Origin of the sequence: Odoribacter sp. AF15-53 (assembly GCF_003479425.1) — a bacterium.
Lineage (GTDB): Bacteria > Bacteroidota > Bacteroidia > Bacteroidales > Marinifilaceae > Butyricimonas.
Genome location: NZ_QUHC01000001.1, coordinates 828,960 through 845,795 on the forward strand (window position 1 = coordinate 828,960; position 16,836 = coordinate 845,795).

The 16,836-nt window shown below is 53.2% G+C and carries 14 protein-coding genes; 10 read left to right on the forward strand and 4 right to left on the reverse strand.

All coding sequences use genetic code 11. The annotated features are described in order from the left end of the window. Window positions 1-56: 56 nt before the first annotated feature. Entirely contained in the window at window positions 57-1,106 is a 1,050-nt protein-coding gene (locus DWW52_RS03315) for a YwqG family protein (RefSeq protein WP_118714028.1), read from the forward strand. Window positions 1,107-1,256: 150 nt separating this feature from the next. On the opposite strand, the gene DWW52_RS03320 is transcribed toward DWW52_RS03315, so the two are convergent. Then, window positions 1,257-2,489, reverse strand: coding sequence for a mechanosensitive ion channel family protein (locus tag DWW52_RS03320; RefSeq protein WP_118714029.1), 1,233 nt, complete (start codon window positions 2,487-2,489; stop codon window positions 1,257-1,259). A 206-nt stretch (window positions 2,490-2,695) separates the two neighbouring features. On the opposite strand from DWW52_RS03320, the gene DWW52_RS03325 reads away from it, so the two are divergent. Beyond that, a complete protein-coding gene (locus DWW52_RS03325) occupies window positions 2,696-3,952 on the forward strand; it encodes a M43 family zinc metalloprotease (protein ID WP_118714030.1) in 1,257 nt (418 codons plus the stop codon). A gap of 11 nt (window positions 3,953-3,963) precedes the next feature. Here the strand turns inward: DWW52_RS03325 and DWW52_RS03330 are convergent, their stop codons facing one another. The 3 genes from DWW52_RS03330 to DWW52_RS03340 form a co-directional block, all read right to left on the reverse strand. Continuing rightward, complete coding sequence (locus DWW52_RS03330) at window positions 3,964-4,386, reverse strand: DUF4405 domain-containing protein (RefSeq protein WP_118714031.1); 423 nt, start codon at window positions 4,384-4,386, stop codon at window positions 3,964-3,966. Window positions 4,387-4,464: 78 nt separating this feature from the next. Further along, window positions 4,465-4,995, reverse strand: a complete 531-nt coding sequence (locus DWW52_RS03335) for a Crp/Fnr family transcriptional regulator (RefSeq protein ID WP_118714032.1) — start codon at window positions 4,993-4,995, stop codon at window positions 4,465-4,467. A 96-nt stretch (window positions 4,996-5,091) separates the two neighbouring features. Next, complete coding sequence (locus DWW52_RS03340) at window positions 5,092-8,055, reverse strand: PEP/pyruvate-binding domain-containing protein (protein ID WP_118714033.1); 2,964 nt, start codon at window positions 8,053-8,055, stop codon at window positions 5,092-5,094. A gap of 282 nt (window positions 8,056-8,337) precedes the next feature. Here DWW52_RS03340 and DWW52_RS03345 point away from each other — a divergent pair, with 282 nt between their 5' ends. From DWW52_RS03345 to DWW52_RS03380, 8 genes are all read left to right on the forward strand, one after another. Continuing rightward, complete coding sequence (locus DWW52_RS03345) at window positions 8,338-8,637, forward strand: hypothetical protein (protein ID WP_118714034.1); 300 nt, start codon at window positions 8,338-8,340, stop codon at window positions 8,635-8,637. Window positions 8,638-8,707: 70 nt separating this feature from the next. Continuing rightward, entirely contained in the window at window positions 8,708-9,760 is a 1,053-nt protein-coding gene (bioB, locus tag DWW52_RS03350; RefSeq protein ID WP_118714035.1) for a biotin synthase BioB, read from the forward strand. A gap of 28 nt (window positions 9,761-9,788) precedes the next feature. Beyond that, window positions 9,789-11,072, forward strand: a complete 1,284-nt coding sequence (gene bioA, locus DWW52_RS03355; RefSeq protein WP_118714036.1) for an adenosylmethionine--8-amino-7-oxononanoate transaminase — start codon at window positions 9,789-9,791, stop codon at window positions 11,070-11,072. Between the two features lie 293 nt (window positions 11,073-11,365). Further along, window positions 11,366-12,523: an 8-amino-7-oxononanoate synthase gene (locus DWW52_RS03360; protein WP_118714037.1), complete on the forward strand. Its 1,158-nt coding sequence runs from the start codon at window positions 11,366-11,368 to the stop codon at window positions 12,521-12,523. Window positions 12,524-12,633: 110 nt separating this feature from the next. Then, on the forward strand, window positions 12,634-13,278 hold the full coding sequence (locus DWW52_RS03365) for a DUF452 family protein (protein WP_118714038.1): 645 nt from the start codon (window positions 12,634-12,636) through the stop codon (window positions 13,276-13,278). Window positions 13,279-13,448: 170 nt separating this feature from the next. Next, window positions 13,449-14,213, forward strand: coding sequence for a malonyl-ACP O-methyltransferase BioC (gene bioC / locus DWW52_RS03370; protein WP_118714039.1), 765 nt, complete (start codon window positions 13,449-13,451; stop codon window positions 14,211-14,213). A 19-nt stretch (window positions 14,214-14,232) separates the two neighbouring features. Beyond that, window positions 14,233-15,012 carry a dethiobiotin synthase gene (gene bioD, locus DWW52_RS03375; RefSeq protein ID WP_118714040.1) on the forward strand — a complete coding sequence of 260 codons (780 nt, stop codon included), beginning with the start codon at window positions 14,233-14,235 and terminating at the stop codon, window positions 15,010-15,012. Next, window positions 15,009-16,817: a U32 family peptidase gene (locus DWW52_RS03380; protein ID WP_118714041.1), complete on the forward strand. Its 1,809-nt coding sequence runs from the start codon at window positions 15,009-15,011 to the stop codon at window positions 16,815-16,817. The genes bioD and DWW52_RS03380 overlap by 4 nt, the downstream gene beginning before the upstream one ends. Window positions 16,818-16,836 lie beyond the last annotated feature (19 nt).

Genomic DNA, 16,836 nt, shown 5'->3' on the forward strand with positions numbered 1-16,836 from the left:
ATCTTTATTTATATTTTTTTGTATTTTTGACCCGGAATTAATTAATACACGATAATATGGGATTCTTTAATAAAATATTCGGTGGCGGGACTGAAGTGAAGAAAGAGACTTCGGCGAGCAGGATCGTGAACGTGATCAAGGAAAAGACCACGGTGGAATGCGTGACACTTGTACCGGTGAAGGAGGGGACGAAGCCGTGGAACAGCAAGATCGGCGGGATGCCTTACATGCCGCAAGGATTCGAGTATCCTCTTGACGAGACCGACTTGACGGTTGTGCTGGAAGGACAGCAACCAGCGGTGAAACCGGGAGCCACGGCTAGCGTGTTTGCCGGGTTGGGCGGAGATAGCCCCATCGAGCCCGCGGTAAAACCGGGGGTAACGGGCGAGCGGGAAGCCGCTTTACAACCGGACGAGATTGAAGAGCAAGCCGGAGGAAAGGTGGAGGAACACGAGAAGATGCCGTTGCGTTTTCTTGCACAGTTGAATTTTAGCGAGATGCCGCCCTTGGAGGGATTCCCGACGAAAGGTATATTGCAGTTTTACATCAGCGGGGAAAGTTCCTACGGTTTGAATTTCGAAAACCGGGTGGGACAGCACGGTTTCCGGGTCATTTACCACGAGGATGTGGTGGAGGACGAGTCGGTGTTGTTTTCCACTTTACCGACGGATGCCGTGGAATGGAAAGACGCCTTTCCCGTGGAGGACGAGTTACGACTGACATTCGAGAAATCCACGATGCCCGTGATGGCCGGGGATTACCGTTTCGACAAGATATTACTGGAGGCTTACAACGAGGTACATGCCGACAACCCGGTGCCTTCTCTGGACCGTATCCCGGAAGACAATCTGGATGACGTGTACGGTCCTCTGGAAATGGGGGGACACCGCGTCGGGGGATACCCGATATTTACCCAACTTGACCCGCGGGAGTATCACGAGGATTTGAAGGGACATACCGTGTTGCTCTTCCAACTCGACTCGGAAGACGGTGACGATTACTCGATCCTGTGGGGTGATTCCGGGGTGTGCAACTTCTTCATCCGCCCGGAAGACCTGGCAAAACGGGATTTCAGTAACGTGTTATACAATTGGGATTGCTATTAAGTTCATAAAGTTTATAAGGTTCATAAGGTTCGTGGACCCCTGCGGGGCGCTTTATCTACGGCAGCTTGAGCTGCCGTTAAACTCTGTCCGAAGGACACCCGTCACTTTATGAACTTTATAAACCTTATAAACTTTATAAACTTTATAGACTCATTTCCCTTCCTCTAACCACTCCATGTTCGTGGGGTACTGGAATACCTTGAGCTTGAAGAGGGGAAGAATAGCAAACACGTGATCAAAGATATCGGCTTGTACCCGTTCGTAGATGACCCACTGTTTTTCGGCCGAGAAACAGTATATTTCTAGCGGGATACCTGTCGGGGTGGGTTGCAGCTGGCGCACCATGTGAGTCATTTCGAGATTGATGCTTGGGTTAGCGGCAAGCCATGCCTCCATGTATTCCCGGAAAGTACCGATATTCGTCAAGCGGCGTTTATCGAGCGGATTTTCCACGTTAGAGTTATATGTTTTCAACTCGTTCAGTTTACCCTCGATATAGTTTTTCAGCAAGGAAGATTGCTTCAGGCGTTCGATATCCTCGTCCGTGAGATAATGCACTGAATAGATGTCTATATTCACGGAGCGTTTGATCCTCCGCCCGCCGGATTCTTGCATTCCCCGCCAGTTGGTAAACGATTCGGAAACGAGCTTGTAGGTAGGGATCGTCGATATGGTTTTGTCCCAGTTCTGTACTTTCACCGTGGTCAAGTTGATCTCGATCACGTCTCCGTCGGCATTACTGCTCGGCATGACGATCCAATCGCCGATATTTACCATGCGGTTGGATATCAACTGTATCCCGGCCACGAACCCGAGGATCGAGTCCTTGAACACCAGCATCAGCACGGCCGACACGGCTCCCAGTCCGGCGAGCAATGCCATCGGGCTTTTCTCTATCAGGATACTGATGATGATAATGATAACGGCGCAGTAGAGGAATATCTTGATCACCTGGATAAACACCTTGATCGGCCGGTTCTTGGACACCGGGTAACTCTCGTAAATCCGGTTGATCCCGTCCAGCACGGTAAAGATCATGAGCATGGAAAAGATCGAGATACAGATATTGAGCGTTTTGGCGATAAACGTGATCTCGCTCCAGTTGCTTTGCTTGTACACGGTCATTACGACGATCGGGGCGATAAAGAGGCCCAACCGGTGGAAGAAACGGTGATCGAACATGAGGTCGTCCCAGTTCGTTGCCGTGTGTCCGGCAATTTTCATCACGATTTTTGCCAGCCATTTTTTGGCAATGATATAAACGATCGAGCCGATAACGACCATGATAACAATCAAGATCAGGGCGTAGATGAAATTTGTCAAACTTTCCGAATAGATACCAAAATGCTGCAATCCGGCCTGGATATACTGTTCAATATTCATGTTAACAATTTTTAGTTAGTTTAATGCACGTTGACAAAGGTAATAATTATCATTGGAATCATGTTTATTTTCCTTATTTTTACAGGGAATATTCATGTTTCACGTTCGTGAGGGCATACCGTTTTCTGTAAACGTTGATGTAAGGCTATAAGGAGGCGTGGCGAGAGATTCAATACCGATTATTCACTTTAAATAGGACTGTAAGAATGGCAAGAAGTGGAGTAATATATTTTTTATTCCTGGGGATAATGATCCTTTCCGGGTGTGGTAAAGACGAGTGGGAGGGTTTGGAATCCCCGTCGGGAACCCTGTTCGAGATCACGAGTGATGCGCAACAGGTACGCGTGCCGGTGCGGAGCAGTTCGACGTGGGAAGTGACCGGAAAAGCGGGGAAGTGGTACCGGTTCCGGCAGGTGAAAGGAGAGAAGGTCGACACGCTGGTGTTGGACTTGACCGTGAACATCGCCCGGCAGGGACGCGGGGTTAACCTGCAACTGGCGAGTGATGCCGGGACGTTGGGAATCGAGGTACGACAGGCGGCCGCCACGGGGGATTATTTTTTCGAGTTGCCGATCGTCTTTCACGTGCTGCATGATTCCCCCGGGAATAACATCCCGGCTGGAAAGTTAACGAGTTGTCTTGACAAGGTGAACGCCTTGTACGCGAATGCCTCCGGGAAAGGCGTGGATATGGGATTCCGTTTCGTTCTGGCGACACGCGATCCCGATGGGAAGCTTCTCGACGAGCCGGGGATACACCGCGTGCGGAGAGCGGGCCTCCCGATGAGTGGGAAGAAATTCGTGGATAATGCTTTCGGCGATGTCGCCATGATGTGGAACCAGAGGGAGTACATTAACGTCGTGGTTTTCCCGTTCACGGAAGACCTGTTCGGGGTAGCTTACACGCCTTTCATGCCGCAAGGTATTGCCGTGCCGGGATTGACTCAAACGGACTGGTACGCCACGCGCCTGCCTGATGATTTTGTTTATTGCATGGCATGGAATACCACCCTGATTGATTACACGTACACGATTGCCGGGGAGGGGGTCGTGATCGAGGCTGGGGGATACATAACCCTGGCCCACGAGCTGGGGCATTACCTGGGGTTGTTGCATCCTTTCACGAACGGTAAAGGGGAAGTGGGGGATTACTGTGATGACACGCCCGACTATGATTGGGATGAGTACGAGAGTTATCTCGTAATGCTTGACGAGACGACGACTTCCCCCGGGGAGTTTTACCGGGAAGCCGTGAAACGGGTGGCGCTTGACGGGACCCGTTTCGTGTCTGAGAACTTCATGGATTATGACATTGGTTACATGTGGAGCAGTACCCCCGACCAGCGGGCGAGGGTCAGGACGGTGTTGGAGAACGCCTGGATGATACCGGGGCCGAAGATAGACCTCCCCGGGGCACGTTCCGAGGACATGGTAAAACCGGACAAGCCGAAGCCGGTCTCTTGATTGGCGATTCTCTACTTTTTCACAGATTGGCGCAATATCGGGATACGTTTGAGTATATGTCCGATGGAAAGGAGACTCGCGATAATCCCAGTCCTGTAATGCCATTTCCCGATATCGGAATTCGCCCCGTCCACTCCTAGTAAGATAATCCCCGTGATAATAACAAGCACGAACACCGCCGATAATCCCACGGTGATTTTACTCTTTTTTCTTATTCCGTTCTTTATGATACTCCTGTACCAGCCCCGGTGTGTTGTTACGTGGAATATCATGGTTATAAGAAATAGAAAACTTGTCAGGACATGAAATACGGCCCAATTATGCCATGTTTCGTGGGCATACCCGTGTCCGGCAACGTGCAATTCTATTCCGGTATACACGGAAAAGATAAACGTGGGAATCAAAATCCAATCTATTACAAAAATCTTTTTCATCGGTTTCCTGTTTTACATTGATGATACAAAATACACCATTTCGAAGGAAACAAGACGATAACAATTGTAAAGAAATGATTAGCGCCGGTTGCGGATTCGGGATAAGGACACGGGAGTGATACCGAGATAAGAGGCGATGTAATGTTGCGGGACCCGTTGTATGATACCGGGATGCTCTTTCAATATTTCTTCGTACCGCTGTCGTGGCGAGTTCTTTATACGGGAGAGGAATAGTTGCTGGTAGACACGGAAACGGTCGACGAGCTTTTCTTCATACATTCTTCTTATCAAGGGGTTTTGTTCAACGAGATTAAAGAAGTCATCTCTTTTCACGGCCAGAATTTCTGTGGGCTCGATACTTTCTAACGAAAAAAGGCTCGGCTGGCGTTTGTACAAGCTGTCGAATGAGGCTACAAAATCCCCTTCGAAGAAGAATTGGAAGGTTATGTCTTTCCCTTCGTCATGAAAGAAAAGACGCAAGCATCCTTTTTTAACGAGATATAATTTGTCGGCAATCCTGCCTTCTTCCAATAATTTAGTTTTTGGAGGGACGGACAGGTTTTCTCCTTCGAGATAGTCCGACAGGTTGTCGGGGCGGTTATTGATCATGCGTGTAAAGGTAGGAAAAAGTATGAAAATCTTCGAACTTGGCCTTTCTGTTTTTCTATCGCTACCTGTAACGAACTTATTAATCACCGTAGGCGATTAATAAGTTATTACTGCCTCCTGTTTCTTCCCGTCCATCCACGCTGTTAGCGGGGCTTTAAAGCGTACGTGGCGGGTGTACTTGCCCTCCTCGATGACTTCTTGCCCGGCGAGGATGTCGAAGTTGATAAAGGCGTCGTTCGACTGGAAGGGGATGGCGAAGTATCCCACTTTCATGGAGGTAACGTTGTGGAAGAAGTGGGAACCTAGCGAGGCGTCGAGCGGGAAGTCGGGCAGGCCCTGCTCGACGATGATCTTGGCGTTGGCGATGTCGGACCATTGCACGGGAATCCCGGTCAGCGGGTCGCGTGTGCCCCAGCGTCCGGGGCCGATCAGCAAGTACTTTTCGCCTTCCCGTGCGATCCGTGCGTTGTGGTGTTTGATTTCCTCGGCAATTTCCTCGGTTTTGAGGCGGTCGAACTTCTCCGGGTCGACATAAACGACGTCCCGTATATATTGCAACTTCCCGTTGCCCATGCCCTTGTCGGCTTTCAACAGGATGCGTTCCGGGTCAACGAGCGCTTCCTCGATGTCGATATTGTACTCGTTTTTGATCAGGGGTTTGATTTGTAGCAGGTAGAAGACGGGGGTACCGTTCTCGAAGTTCACGGAGAACTCGATCTCGACGGGCGAACCCATGGCCTGCGAGAAGATGTCGAGCAGGATTTGCAGCGTGGGGGCCAGCGGGAAATAGTCGTATTGCAGTATTTTCGAGAAGTCGACGATCCGGGGGCCGCGGGTCGAGAAGTCGTACGTGATCCGGTCGTTCATGAAGTCGTACACGGAAGCAGTGTATTCCAGCGTGCCGTCGCGCTCGGCTTCCGAGATGTCGTGGGCCTTGATTGCGGCGTTCTCGCCGTCGCGGTACAGGTCGTAGTCGTGGTCGAGCATGTTGATCGCATAGAAATAGCGCTGTGACGATTTGATCTTGTCCTGCGTGGAGGCCAGTTGCAACTTCGGGTAGGCGGGGCTGAAACGGTGTGTCCGCTCGCCGCCGACGACGTACGCTCCCAGGCCGATGGCCGTGACAGCGAACCCGTCCTCCGGCTGGATGTAGGAAAAGGGGTAGAAGTTGTAGGATTGTGCCACGCCACTGATCTCGGGGTAGTAGCGGCCGTTATGTTCGTTGCCGATGACTTCCTGTATGATGACGGCCATTTTCTCCTCCTCGATCATGTAGTCAATAGCGTTGAAGTAGGCCCTTGATTCGGGCGAGTAGATGGAGGCGAAAACCAGCTTGATGGCATCCTCTACTTCTTCCAATCGGTGTTCGAGATCGGGGTGATTGTTGGGAAGGAGGTAGGTGGAGTAGACCCCGGCGAAGGGCTGGTTGAGCGAGTCCTCGAACAATCCGGAAGAGCGCACGGCCAGCGGTTTGGTCATTACCCGGAGGTATTCCCGCAGGCGAGTCCGCAGTTTGCCGGACAACCGGGCCCGGCGGAAGGCCGCAAGGATGTGATCGTACGCCTTGTCCGTGAAGATGACATCGTAGAGGTCGTTGGTTTCGAGGAAATTGTCGAACTCCTCGACACCGATGACGGACGTTTTCGGGATGGCTATGCGTAATTCGGGGATCAGTCGTTTGAGGTAGACGTTCTCGATGAAGTTGGAGAGAAAGGCTAATCCCCGTCCCTTGCCGCCCAGCGAGCCCTCACCGAGCAGGGAAATGTAGCGATTCGAGTTGACGAGCCGCGGGTCGAAGTTGATGATTCGTCCCCGCAATTTTTTTAATTCCGAGGCCTCGAAGACGGTGGCGATAAAGCGGCGGGTTTCTGCAGGGCTTTTGAAGTAGCTGAAGCTGTATCGCCGCAGTTTCTTGGCGAGGTTGATCTCCCCGCGTGCCATGAGCCACGTAGAGATTCCGTTGCGAATGGCGTGGTATTCGAGCGACTCGTCGGGGATGGTGGCCAGTTTCCGGCGAAATTCCTCGATGCAGGTGGCCCGGTCGATCGGTCGGCCCTCCCGGTCGCGGAAGATAAAGTCACCGAAACCGAGCTGGTTCTTGATGAAATCCTGTATCTCCCGCGCCAGCGTGAGGGAGTTCTTGTCGATGAAGCGGGCGTTGATTTCCTCGGCCCGTTTCTTGTTCTCGATCTCGTGACTTTGCAACAGGCAGGGGATACGGTCGTCGAGCGATTGCACGTGACGGATCAGGCTGACGCCCGCATCCTCGTCTTCCACCCCGTTTCGGGCGTAGCGGACGTCGGAGATAACGCCGATGATGTTGTCGCGATACTTGTCGATGATGGCCACGGCGTCCTCGTAGGTGCTGACGAGTATCAGTTTCGGCCGCGCACGCATCCTCAGGATCAAGGTGGTCTCGTCGTCGCGGGGTTCGCCGTCGATGATGGCCTGTGTCTGGGTCATGATCTCGGTGTAGAGGAGGGGGAGGTAGCGGGAATAGTACTTGATCGAGTCCTCGACCACGAGGATCACCCGCACGTCGCCGAGCCGGGTGTCGGGTTGGAGGTTGATTTTGTCCTCCAGGTACTTGGCCATGGCTAGGAATACCTTGGTCGACCCGTTCCACACGAACACGCGCTCGATGGATTGCCGGATTTCCGGCTCGACGCGGGTGAGGTACGAGAGGTCGGCGTTGTTGTTGACGAGCATGAGCTGGTAGATGTCGGGGTAGAGTTCCTTGATGCGGCGACTGGTGGCGATGGGGGTTTCCTTGTCGAGGCCTGCCATGATGATGACGAGGTCGAAGTGCTTGTTTGCCAGTTCCTGCAAGGCGGCTTCCTCGTTGGCTACCGACGTGAAGCGGGGGGCCATGAAGAGGTTAAGTTGCAGGTACTCGCCGAATATTTTCCCGGAGAATTGTCCCTCTCGCTCGATGGTGTACGAGTCGTAGTAGTTGGCGACGAGTAGTATCTCCTTTACCTTAAAAGGCATGAGTTCCTGGAATATGTCGCGGTCGCTTTTCTTGCGTTTGTATATTTTGTTCAGGTCTATTTTCTTCATGATTGCGCGTGTTTACGTTCTTACGCGAATATAACTTTATCCGTCGAGAAATGGAAGGGAGTGGTGAAGTTTTTCGGGGGAAAGTGAGAGATGAAAGTTTAGAATAAAAGAGCGTTTGATTGTGCGGGGCATTTACCTGTAACTTGCCAGAGGCAAATGTAACCTGTAACTTGTAACTCGCCGAAGGTGATCTTGCGATAAAAGTTAAAAGATTGAAGGTGAAAGTTGGAAGATTTTTATTAACTTGCGACGTTTTATGAAACAGTGATATTATCGAGAGTTATGAAAGTACGTGCTACCCGGTTTGCTACCTTGTTACGCTTTTCTCGTTGGAACAGGAAAGGGTTTGCCATCTTCGCCTCGCTGGGGCGGGAGGTGCGGATCGGCACGCTGGCGATTCATATTTGCGAGATGTCGTTGCGCAAGTCATCGAGAAAGGGCGTGATCGTGAACTTGTCGGAGGTGTTCGGGTGGTTGACACGTGCGTTCGAGGCGTGTGAGGAGAAAGTGGCGCGGGCGTGTCTCGTCTCGTATCCGGCACGGGTGGATGCAGATGGCACGGGTGGCCGGTTGAAGATATAACGGGAAAGGTACGTCTGTCGGTTTACGGGCGTGCCTTTTTTATTTGAAAATTGAAAAAGGAAAATTGAAAATGGAAGAGACATTACACGAGAGGGCCGAGGAAGGGTCCGTGACTTGTGACTCGCCGGGGGCGAACGTGGTCGAAGTGTTAAAGAAGAAGGTGTTCGAGGGGGGTGAGGTGACGAGGGAAGAGGCGTTGGCTCTGGCTGCGGTGACGGATAAGGCGGTGCTGTACGAGGCGGCCGGGGAGATACGTGACCGGTTCGCAGGGAGGTATTTCGATACTTGCTCGATCGTGAATGCGCGGTCGGGACGTTGCTCGGAGAATTGCAAGTGGTGTTCCCAGTCGGTGGTGTTCAAGACTCACGTGCGGGAGTACGAGCTGATTGACGAGGGAAGTTGTCTGGAACTGGCCCGGCTGAACGCGAGGTACGGGATTGACAAGTTCTCGTTCGTGACAAGTGGCCGGTCGCTCTCGGACAAGAATATTGATCGCCTGTGCGATTACGCACGGAAGATTCGTGCGGAGTTGGGTATCAAGTTGTGCGCCTCGATGGGTTTGCTCGGGCGGGAGCAGTTGCTCCGGTTGAAGGAGGCGGGTATAACGCGTTACCATTGTAACCTGGAGTCTTCGCGCCGTTTCTTCCCGACGCTTTGCACGTCACACACGATGGACGAGAAGATCGAGACGATCCGCGCCGCACAGGAGGTGGGGATGGAGGTTTGCTCGGGCGGGATTATCGGCATGGGCGAGGCGATGGAGGATCGCGTAGACCTGGCGCTGACGGTGCGCGGGCTGGGCGTGAAGTCGATCCCGGTGAACGTGTTGAATCCCATACCGGGGACGCCGCTGGAAGGCACGCCGCCACTGGCGGACGAGGAGGTGCTGACGACCGTGGCCGTCTTCCGCTTTATCAATCCCGACGCTTTCCTGCGTTTCGCCGGGGGGCGGATGTTGATCGCTCATATCGAGGAGGAGGCGATTCGGGCGGGGATTAACTCGGCTATCCTGGGCGACATGCTGACAACGGTGGGCTCGAAGGTGGTGGAGGACATGGAGAAGGTGAAACGACTGGGGTTCACGACGATCGATAATGGAGAACGAGGGGTACGGGAGTTTTAGTTTTTAACTTATAACTTTTAGTTTTATAATGAACACGGCAGAATTATTGAAGTTTGACAGGGAGCACTTGTGGCACCCGTACACGTCAACGATTGACCCGCTTCCGGTTTATCCGGTGAAGAGAGCGGAGGGGGTGTATATCGAGCTGGAGGACGGTACCCGGCTGATCGACGGGATGTCGTCGTGGTGGTGTATGGTACACGGGTATAATCACCCGGCGATGAACGCTGCAATCGAGGAGCAAGTGAGGAGCATGTCGCACGTGATGTTCGGGGGACTGACGCATCGCCCGGCGGTGGAGCTGGCGGGGAAGCTGGTGGAGATGCTCCCGGCGGGTATCGAGAAGATATTTTACTGCGATTCGGGTTCGGTGGCGGTGGAGGTGGCGATGAAGATGGCTTTGCAGTACTGGTACGCCAGTGGGCGGGAGGAGAAACGCCATTTCATGACGATCACGAAGGGGTACCACGGCGACACGTGGAATGCCATGTCGGTGTGTGATCCGGTGACGGGGATGCACTCTATTTTTCGGGGATCGTTGCCCATGCAATATTTCGTGCATCGCCCGGAGGCGCGTTACGGCGAGGTGTGTATGGAGGAACATATAGGGGAATTTAAACAGTGCTTGCGTAATAATCATAATCGTATCGCTGCCGTGATCTTGGAACCTATCGTGCAAGGGGCCGGGGGGATGTGGTTTTACTCGGCCGATTATTTGCGGCAGGTACGGGAATTGTGTAGCCAGTACGACGTGTTATTGATTTGCGACGAGATTGCCACCGGGTTTGGCCGGACGGGGAAGATGTGGGGGGGCGATCACGCGGGGATCGTACCGGATATCATGTGTATCGGGAAGGCGCTGACGGGCGGATACATGAGTTTCGCCGCCACGATGACGACAGGGAAGGTGGCTACCCGGATTTGCTCGAAAGATCCTGGCGTGTTCATGCACGGCCCAACGTTTATGGGTAACCCGCTGGCCTGTGCCGCGGCAAACGCCTCGCTGGACCTGATCAGGAGTTACGACCTGGCGGAGATGACGGGACGGATCGAGGCGCAGTTGAGAGCGGAGTTACTGCCCGCGAGGGAGTTCTCGAACGTGGCCGACGTGCGGGTGTTGGGGACGATCGGCGTGGTCGAGTTGAAGGAGCCCGTTAACATGGCGCTCGTGCAGGCTGCTTGCGTGAAGGAAGGGGTATGGATTCGCCCGTTCGGCAAGTTGGTGTACGTGATGCCGCCTTATATTATCCGAGAGTGGGAGTTGAAACGGCTGACGACAGCGATGTTGCACGTGATTTCGATGTTTAAATGAGAGTTGCTCCGGCAAGTTGGCAGGTTGCAAGTTACTACCACCCGCGACCTCTCCCTACACGGGAGGGGAGGTGGACGCGTGGGAACGCTTCGACTTGGAACCGCGGTACCTTGTCCCCTCGTGTAGGGGGAGCCGGAGGTGGTTGTTGGGAAGATAAAAGTTGAACTTAGTTTAGAGTTTAGAATTTAGAGTTTAAAGTGAAAAGAGCGTTTGGCCGCGCGGGATATTAACCTGCAACTTGCCGGAGGCAAATGTAACTTGTAACCTGTAACTCGCCGAAGGCGAATAAAATGATGAATCGAGAACGATATATAAATAAATTGAACAAGATTAAGGAGTCGGGAAATTACCGGATGCTGCGGGACGTGCAGCATAACGGTTTCCTGATTCATCATGATGGGCGGGAGATGTTGAATCTCTCGTCGAATGATTACCTGGGGTTGTCGTCGAACCCGGTGTTATATGAAGATTTCCGCCGGGAGAATGACGTGAAGTTGCTATCGTATAGTGCAGTGTCGTCGCGCTTGCTGTCGGGGAATCACGAGTATTACGACTTGCTGGAAAGTGACCTGAGTGATTTGTACGGGAAGGAGGCCGCGCTGGTTCTCAATTCGGGGTATCACGCTAACATCGGAATATTGCCGGCGCTGGCCGGGAAACGGGATTTGATCGTGGCCGACAAGCTGGTGCATGCCAGTATTATCGACGGTTTGCGGTTGAGTGATGCGGAGATGTTGCGCTATCGCCACTTGGATTATGAGCATTTGCGGGAGATTCTTTTTAACCACCGGGAGCGGTACGAGAACGTTTTTGTCGTGACGGAGTCTATATTCAGCATGGATGGTGACGTGGCGGATTTGCAGGAGTTGTGCGATTTGAAGAAGGAGTATGACGCTTTCCTGTACGTCGACGAGGCGCACGCCGTGGGGGTGCGGGGCACGAACGGGCTGGGATGCTGCGAGGAGCAAGGTTGCACGGACGACATTGATTTTATCGTGGGTACTTTCGGGAAGGCTTTCGCCTCGTACGGGGCTTTCGTGGTTTGTGACGAGTTGTTTCGGGAGTACTTGATTAACACGCAGCGAAGCCTGATTTTTACCACGGCTTTGCCACCGGTGAATGTGGCGTGGACGCGCTTTATACTGAACCGGATGCCGGATTTCTATTCCTATCGGATGAAATTGACGGGGATTGCCGAACGCTTGCGAGCCACGCTGACGAAACGGGGGTTCGAGACTCGGGGTGACTCGCACATCGTGCCTTTCTTGTGCGGGAGCAACGAGAATAGCGTTTACATGTCGGGGGCGTTCCAGGATAACGGGTTCTTCGTGCTTCCCGTGAGATATCCCACGGTGCCGAAGAACGAGGCACGCATCCGCTTCTCGTTGAACGCTGCCATTCCGGAGGAGGATTACGAGTGTTTGTTAGAGTTTATAGAGGTGAGCCTCTGAAGAGTTTAGAATTTAGAGTTTAAAGTGAAAAGAGCGTTTGGCCACGTGGGATATTAACCTGTAACTTGCCGAAGACAAATGTAACTTGTAACTCGCCAAAGGCGAAACTTATGCGAAGAGTATGGATAACTAGGAAAGGTAGCGGGGGCGTGACCCTGTTCTTTTGCGGGTGGGGGATGGACGAACGGGCCGTGCAACACCTGACGGGAGAGGATGATTTGCTTGTCTTCAACGATTACCGGGATATTTCCGAGGAGGAGGCCCCGGCACTCGACACTTACGAGCGGGTCCGGGTGGTTGCCTGGTCGATGGGTGTGTGGGCAGCATCCGTCCTGTTGAACCGTTGGAATATTCCCGTGAGCGAGAGCGTGGCGATCAACGGGACCGAGCGTCCGGTGGACGAGCGTTACGGGATACACCCGAGGATTTACCTCTTGACGGAACGGGGAATGACGGAAGAGGGGCGGGATAAGTTCTTCGCCCGTATGCTTTCCGGGGAGGACGAGGTCAGGCGGTTCGAGGCAAACAAGCCTCGCCGGGAGTTGGACGAGCAACGGGATGAGTTGCGGTTGATCCGTGAGCAATCGGCCCGGCAAAGGCCGGAATGGGGGTGGAACCGGGCGTACGTTTCCGGGGAGGATGTTATTTTTCCGGTCGGGAACCAGCGTGACTGGTGGAAAGACCGTTGCGAGGTGATCGCGCTGACGGGGGGACATTACCCGTTTTACGTGTTGGATAAATGGGATATGATATGAATGAGTTTATAAGGTTTATAAAGTTTGTAAAGTTTATAAAGTTCCGGGTGTCCTTCGGACAGGGTTTAACGGCAGTACCAGCTACCGTTGACAAAGCACCCCACGAGGGGTCCATGGACTTTATGAACCTTATAAACCTTACAAACTTTATGAACCTAACGACTTGATACATGGAGATAAATAAAGAAGAAGTAGGACAGCGTTTCAAGCGGAGCATGTTGAGTTACGATGCTAACGCACGGGTACAGAAGCTCGTGGTGGAACGGTTGGAGACGATGATCACGTCGGTGGCCGGGGTGCGGGATGGGAAGATCCTAGAGATTGGGTGCGGGACGGGGTTGCTGACGAGGCGGTTGAAGCGGGATTTCCCGGAGGCCGGGTTATACTTGAACGATCTGGTAAGGGATTTGTGCTATCACGCCGCGGATGGGAATAGTGTGCCGGGGGAGTGTTGTTTTCCGGGGGATGTCGAGAAGATAGCCTTTCCCTCATGTTTCGACCTGATCGTGTCGGCTTCCACGTTTCAGTGGTTCACGACCCCGGGGGAGACGTTCCGTAAACTGGCGGGATGCCTGAAGACTGGCGGCTTGATGGTGTTTAGCACTTTCGGGAAACACAACTTGCGGGAGATTCGTCTGACGACGGGCGGGGGGCTGGATTATCGTTGCAAGGAGGAGATGAGCGAGTTGCTGTCGCCTTGTTTTGAAGTCGAGGAGGTGGCGGAAGAGTTGCACGTGATCGAGTTCGATAGCCCGCTGGAAGTGTTGCAACACTTGAAACGGACGGGGGTGAATGTCTCCGGTAACCCGACAATATGGACGAAAGGGCGTGTCGATGCTTTTATCAACGACTATAATACCCGGTTCGCCGTTAACGGGAAGGTGACGCTGACTTACCACCCGCTTTATTTCGTTTGCAGGAAGACAGAATCGTAGAAGAACAAAAGATAAAAAGATGGAAGAAATATTACAGAAAACAACAGGAAAGCAACCTGTAACTTGTAAACCTGTAACTTGTAACTTGCCGAAGGCAAACTTAACTTGTAACTCGTCGAAGACGATTTTCGTCAGCGGGATTGACACGGATGCCGGGAAGTCGGTCGTGACGGGGTTGCTGGCTCGGTCGTTGAGAAAGAGGGGGGTGAACGTGATCACCCAGAAGTTTATCCAGACGGGATGGGTCGGTGTTTCGGAGGATATACAGAAACACCGGAAGATCATGGGGATCGAGCCGCAACCCGTGGACGTGGACGGCACGACCTGCCCTTACGTGATGACTTATCCGGCCTCGCCGCATTTGGCAGCCGAGATTGACAAGGTGACGCTGGACACGGGCAGGATCGAGGAGTCAACGCGGCGATTGGAGTCGATGTACGACATGGTGTTGCTCGAAGGGGCCGGGGGGCTGTACGTGCCCGTTACGCGGGAGTATTTCACTATTGATTATATCGCCGATCACCGTTTGCCGTTGATTCTCGTGGCTTCTTCGAAGCTGGGGAGTATTAACCACACGCTGATGAGTCTTGAAGTGTGCCGGGCACGGGGGATAGAGATAGTTTGTCTCGTGTACAATCGTTTTCCGAATGATAGCGAGTGGATCACGAACGATTCAATCACGATATTCCGGCAATATTTGGAACAGCATTTTCCCGGGACAGCGTTGATCGAGGTACCCGTGGTGCGGGAGACGGATTACCCGGACTTGGATATCAGTGCGTTGGAGGGACGGGTATGAGACGGGTTGAATTGCTTTCCCCGTCGAAGAATGCCGGGGTGGCGATCGTGGCGATCAATAACGGTGCGGATGCCGTATACATGGGTGGTCCGGCTTTCGGTGCCCGTAAGATGGCGGGAAACACGTTGGAAGATATCGAGCGGACGGTGCGGCACGCTCACCGGTTTTACTGCCGGGTGTTCGTGACGCTGAACACGATCCTGTATGACGAGGAGTTGCCGGAGGTGGAACGGTTAATTCACGACCTTTACCGGATCGGTGTGGATGCGATCATCGTGCAGGATCCCGCTATTTTGAAGCTGGACTTGCCACCGATAGCACTTCACGCCAGCACACAGATGCATAATTACGATCTGGAACGGATCAAGTTTCTCGATCGGTTGGGGTTCCAGCGGATTGTTCTCGCACGGGAGTTGGCGGTGGAACAGTTGAAAGAGATCCGGCGGGAGGTGCGGGCAGAGCTGGAGTATTTCGTGCACGGGGCTTTATGCGTGAGTTTAAGCGGACAATGCTACATGTCTCATTACCTGATGCAAAGGTCTGCCAACAGGGGCGAGTGTGCCCAAGCTTGCCGGATGCAGTGGACGGTGGAGGATGATGCGGGAAAGGTGGTGGTGAAAGACAAGTACGTGCTTTCATTGAAGGACTTGAACCTGTCGGCCCACCTGTCGGAACTGGTGGAGATCGGGATTGATTCTTTCAAGATCGAGGGACGGCTGAAAGAGGCGGATTACGTGGCGAATGTCACAAATTACTACTCTTCCCGCCTAGACGAGATTGTGGGGCGTGAGCCGGAGTTGGCACGTGTCGGTTCAGGACACGTGGTGGCAGGCTTCGAGGCCGACCCGGAACGGAGTTTTAACCGGGGATACACGGATTATTTCCTGGTGCGCCGCCAACCGGGCCTGGTGAACATGGACACGCCGAAATCGACTGGTAAGAAAGTGGCCGTGGTGAAGCAAGTGAAGGGGAACCAGATGTGGGTTGACCTGTTGGAACCCGTGCATAATGCCGACGGGCTCTGCTACTTCGACGGTCGGGAGTTGCAAGGAATCAAGGTGAATTCCGCGGAAGGAAACCGTTTGAATTGTAACGAGAGATTAAGCGTGAAGACGGGAACCGTGTTGTATCGTAATTATGATCACGAGTTTGTAATGCGGCTAGCGAAAGCGACTTCCACGCGTAAGATTGAAGTGAAGATTGACGTGTATGCGGAAGAGGAGCACCTAGTGCTGGTGGCAACGGACGAGGATGGGGTTTCCGTGACGATCAGGAGCGATGAGACGTTTGAACCGGCCACGAATCCAGCACAGGCGGGGCGGGTTACCGGGCAATTACGCAAGAGCGGGGACACGGATTACGATTGTAGCGAGGTCGAGTATCACGGTGACACGGTGCTTTTTATCCCCGCCTCGGTGGTGAACGGTTATCGTCGGCTGTTGCTCGACAAGTTGAGCTTGGAACGGGAAAGGTCGCGGGTGACGTGGGTGCAGGAGCCTTTGAATGCGGACGTGAAGTACACGGGAATTGCCGACTGGCGGCTGAACGTGGTGAATCGTCTTTCGGCCGAGTTTTACCGGGAACACGGGGTGGAGACGGTGGAACCCGGCTTCGAGAAGGAGGAGAGGTCGGCGGGCAAGGAGGTGATGACGACCCGTTACTGCCTGTTGTTCGAGCTGGGCATGTGCCGTAAAACCGGGAAAGACAAGGTATTGAAATTCCCGCTCTACCTCTCGAACAAGCTGGGGAGGTTCCGCCTCGATTTCGATTGCAAGAATTGTTTCATGAAGGTGATTTCCGTTTAACAGGACAGCGAAGGCCTAA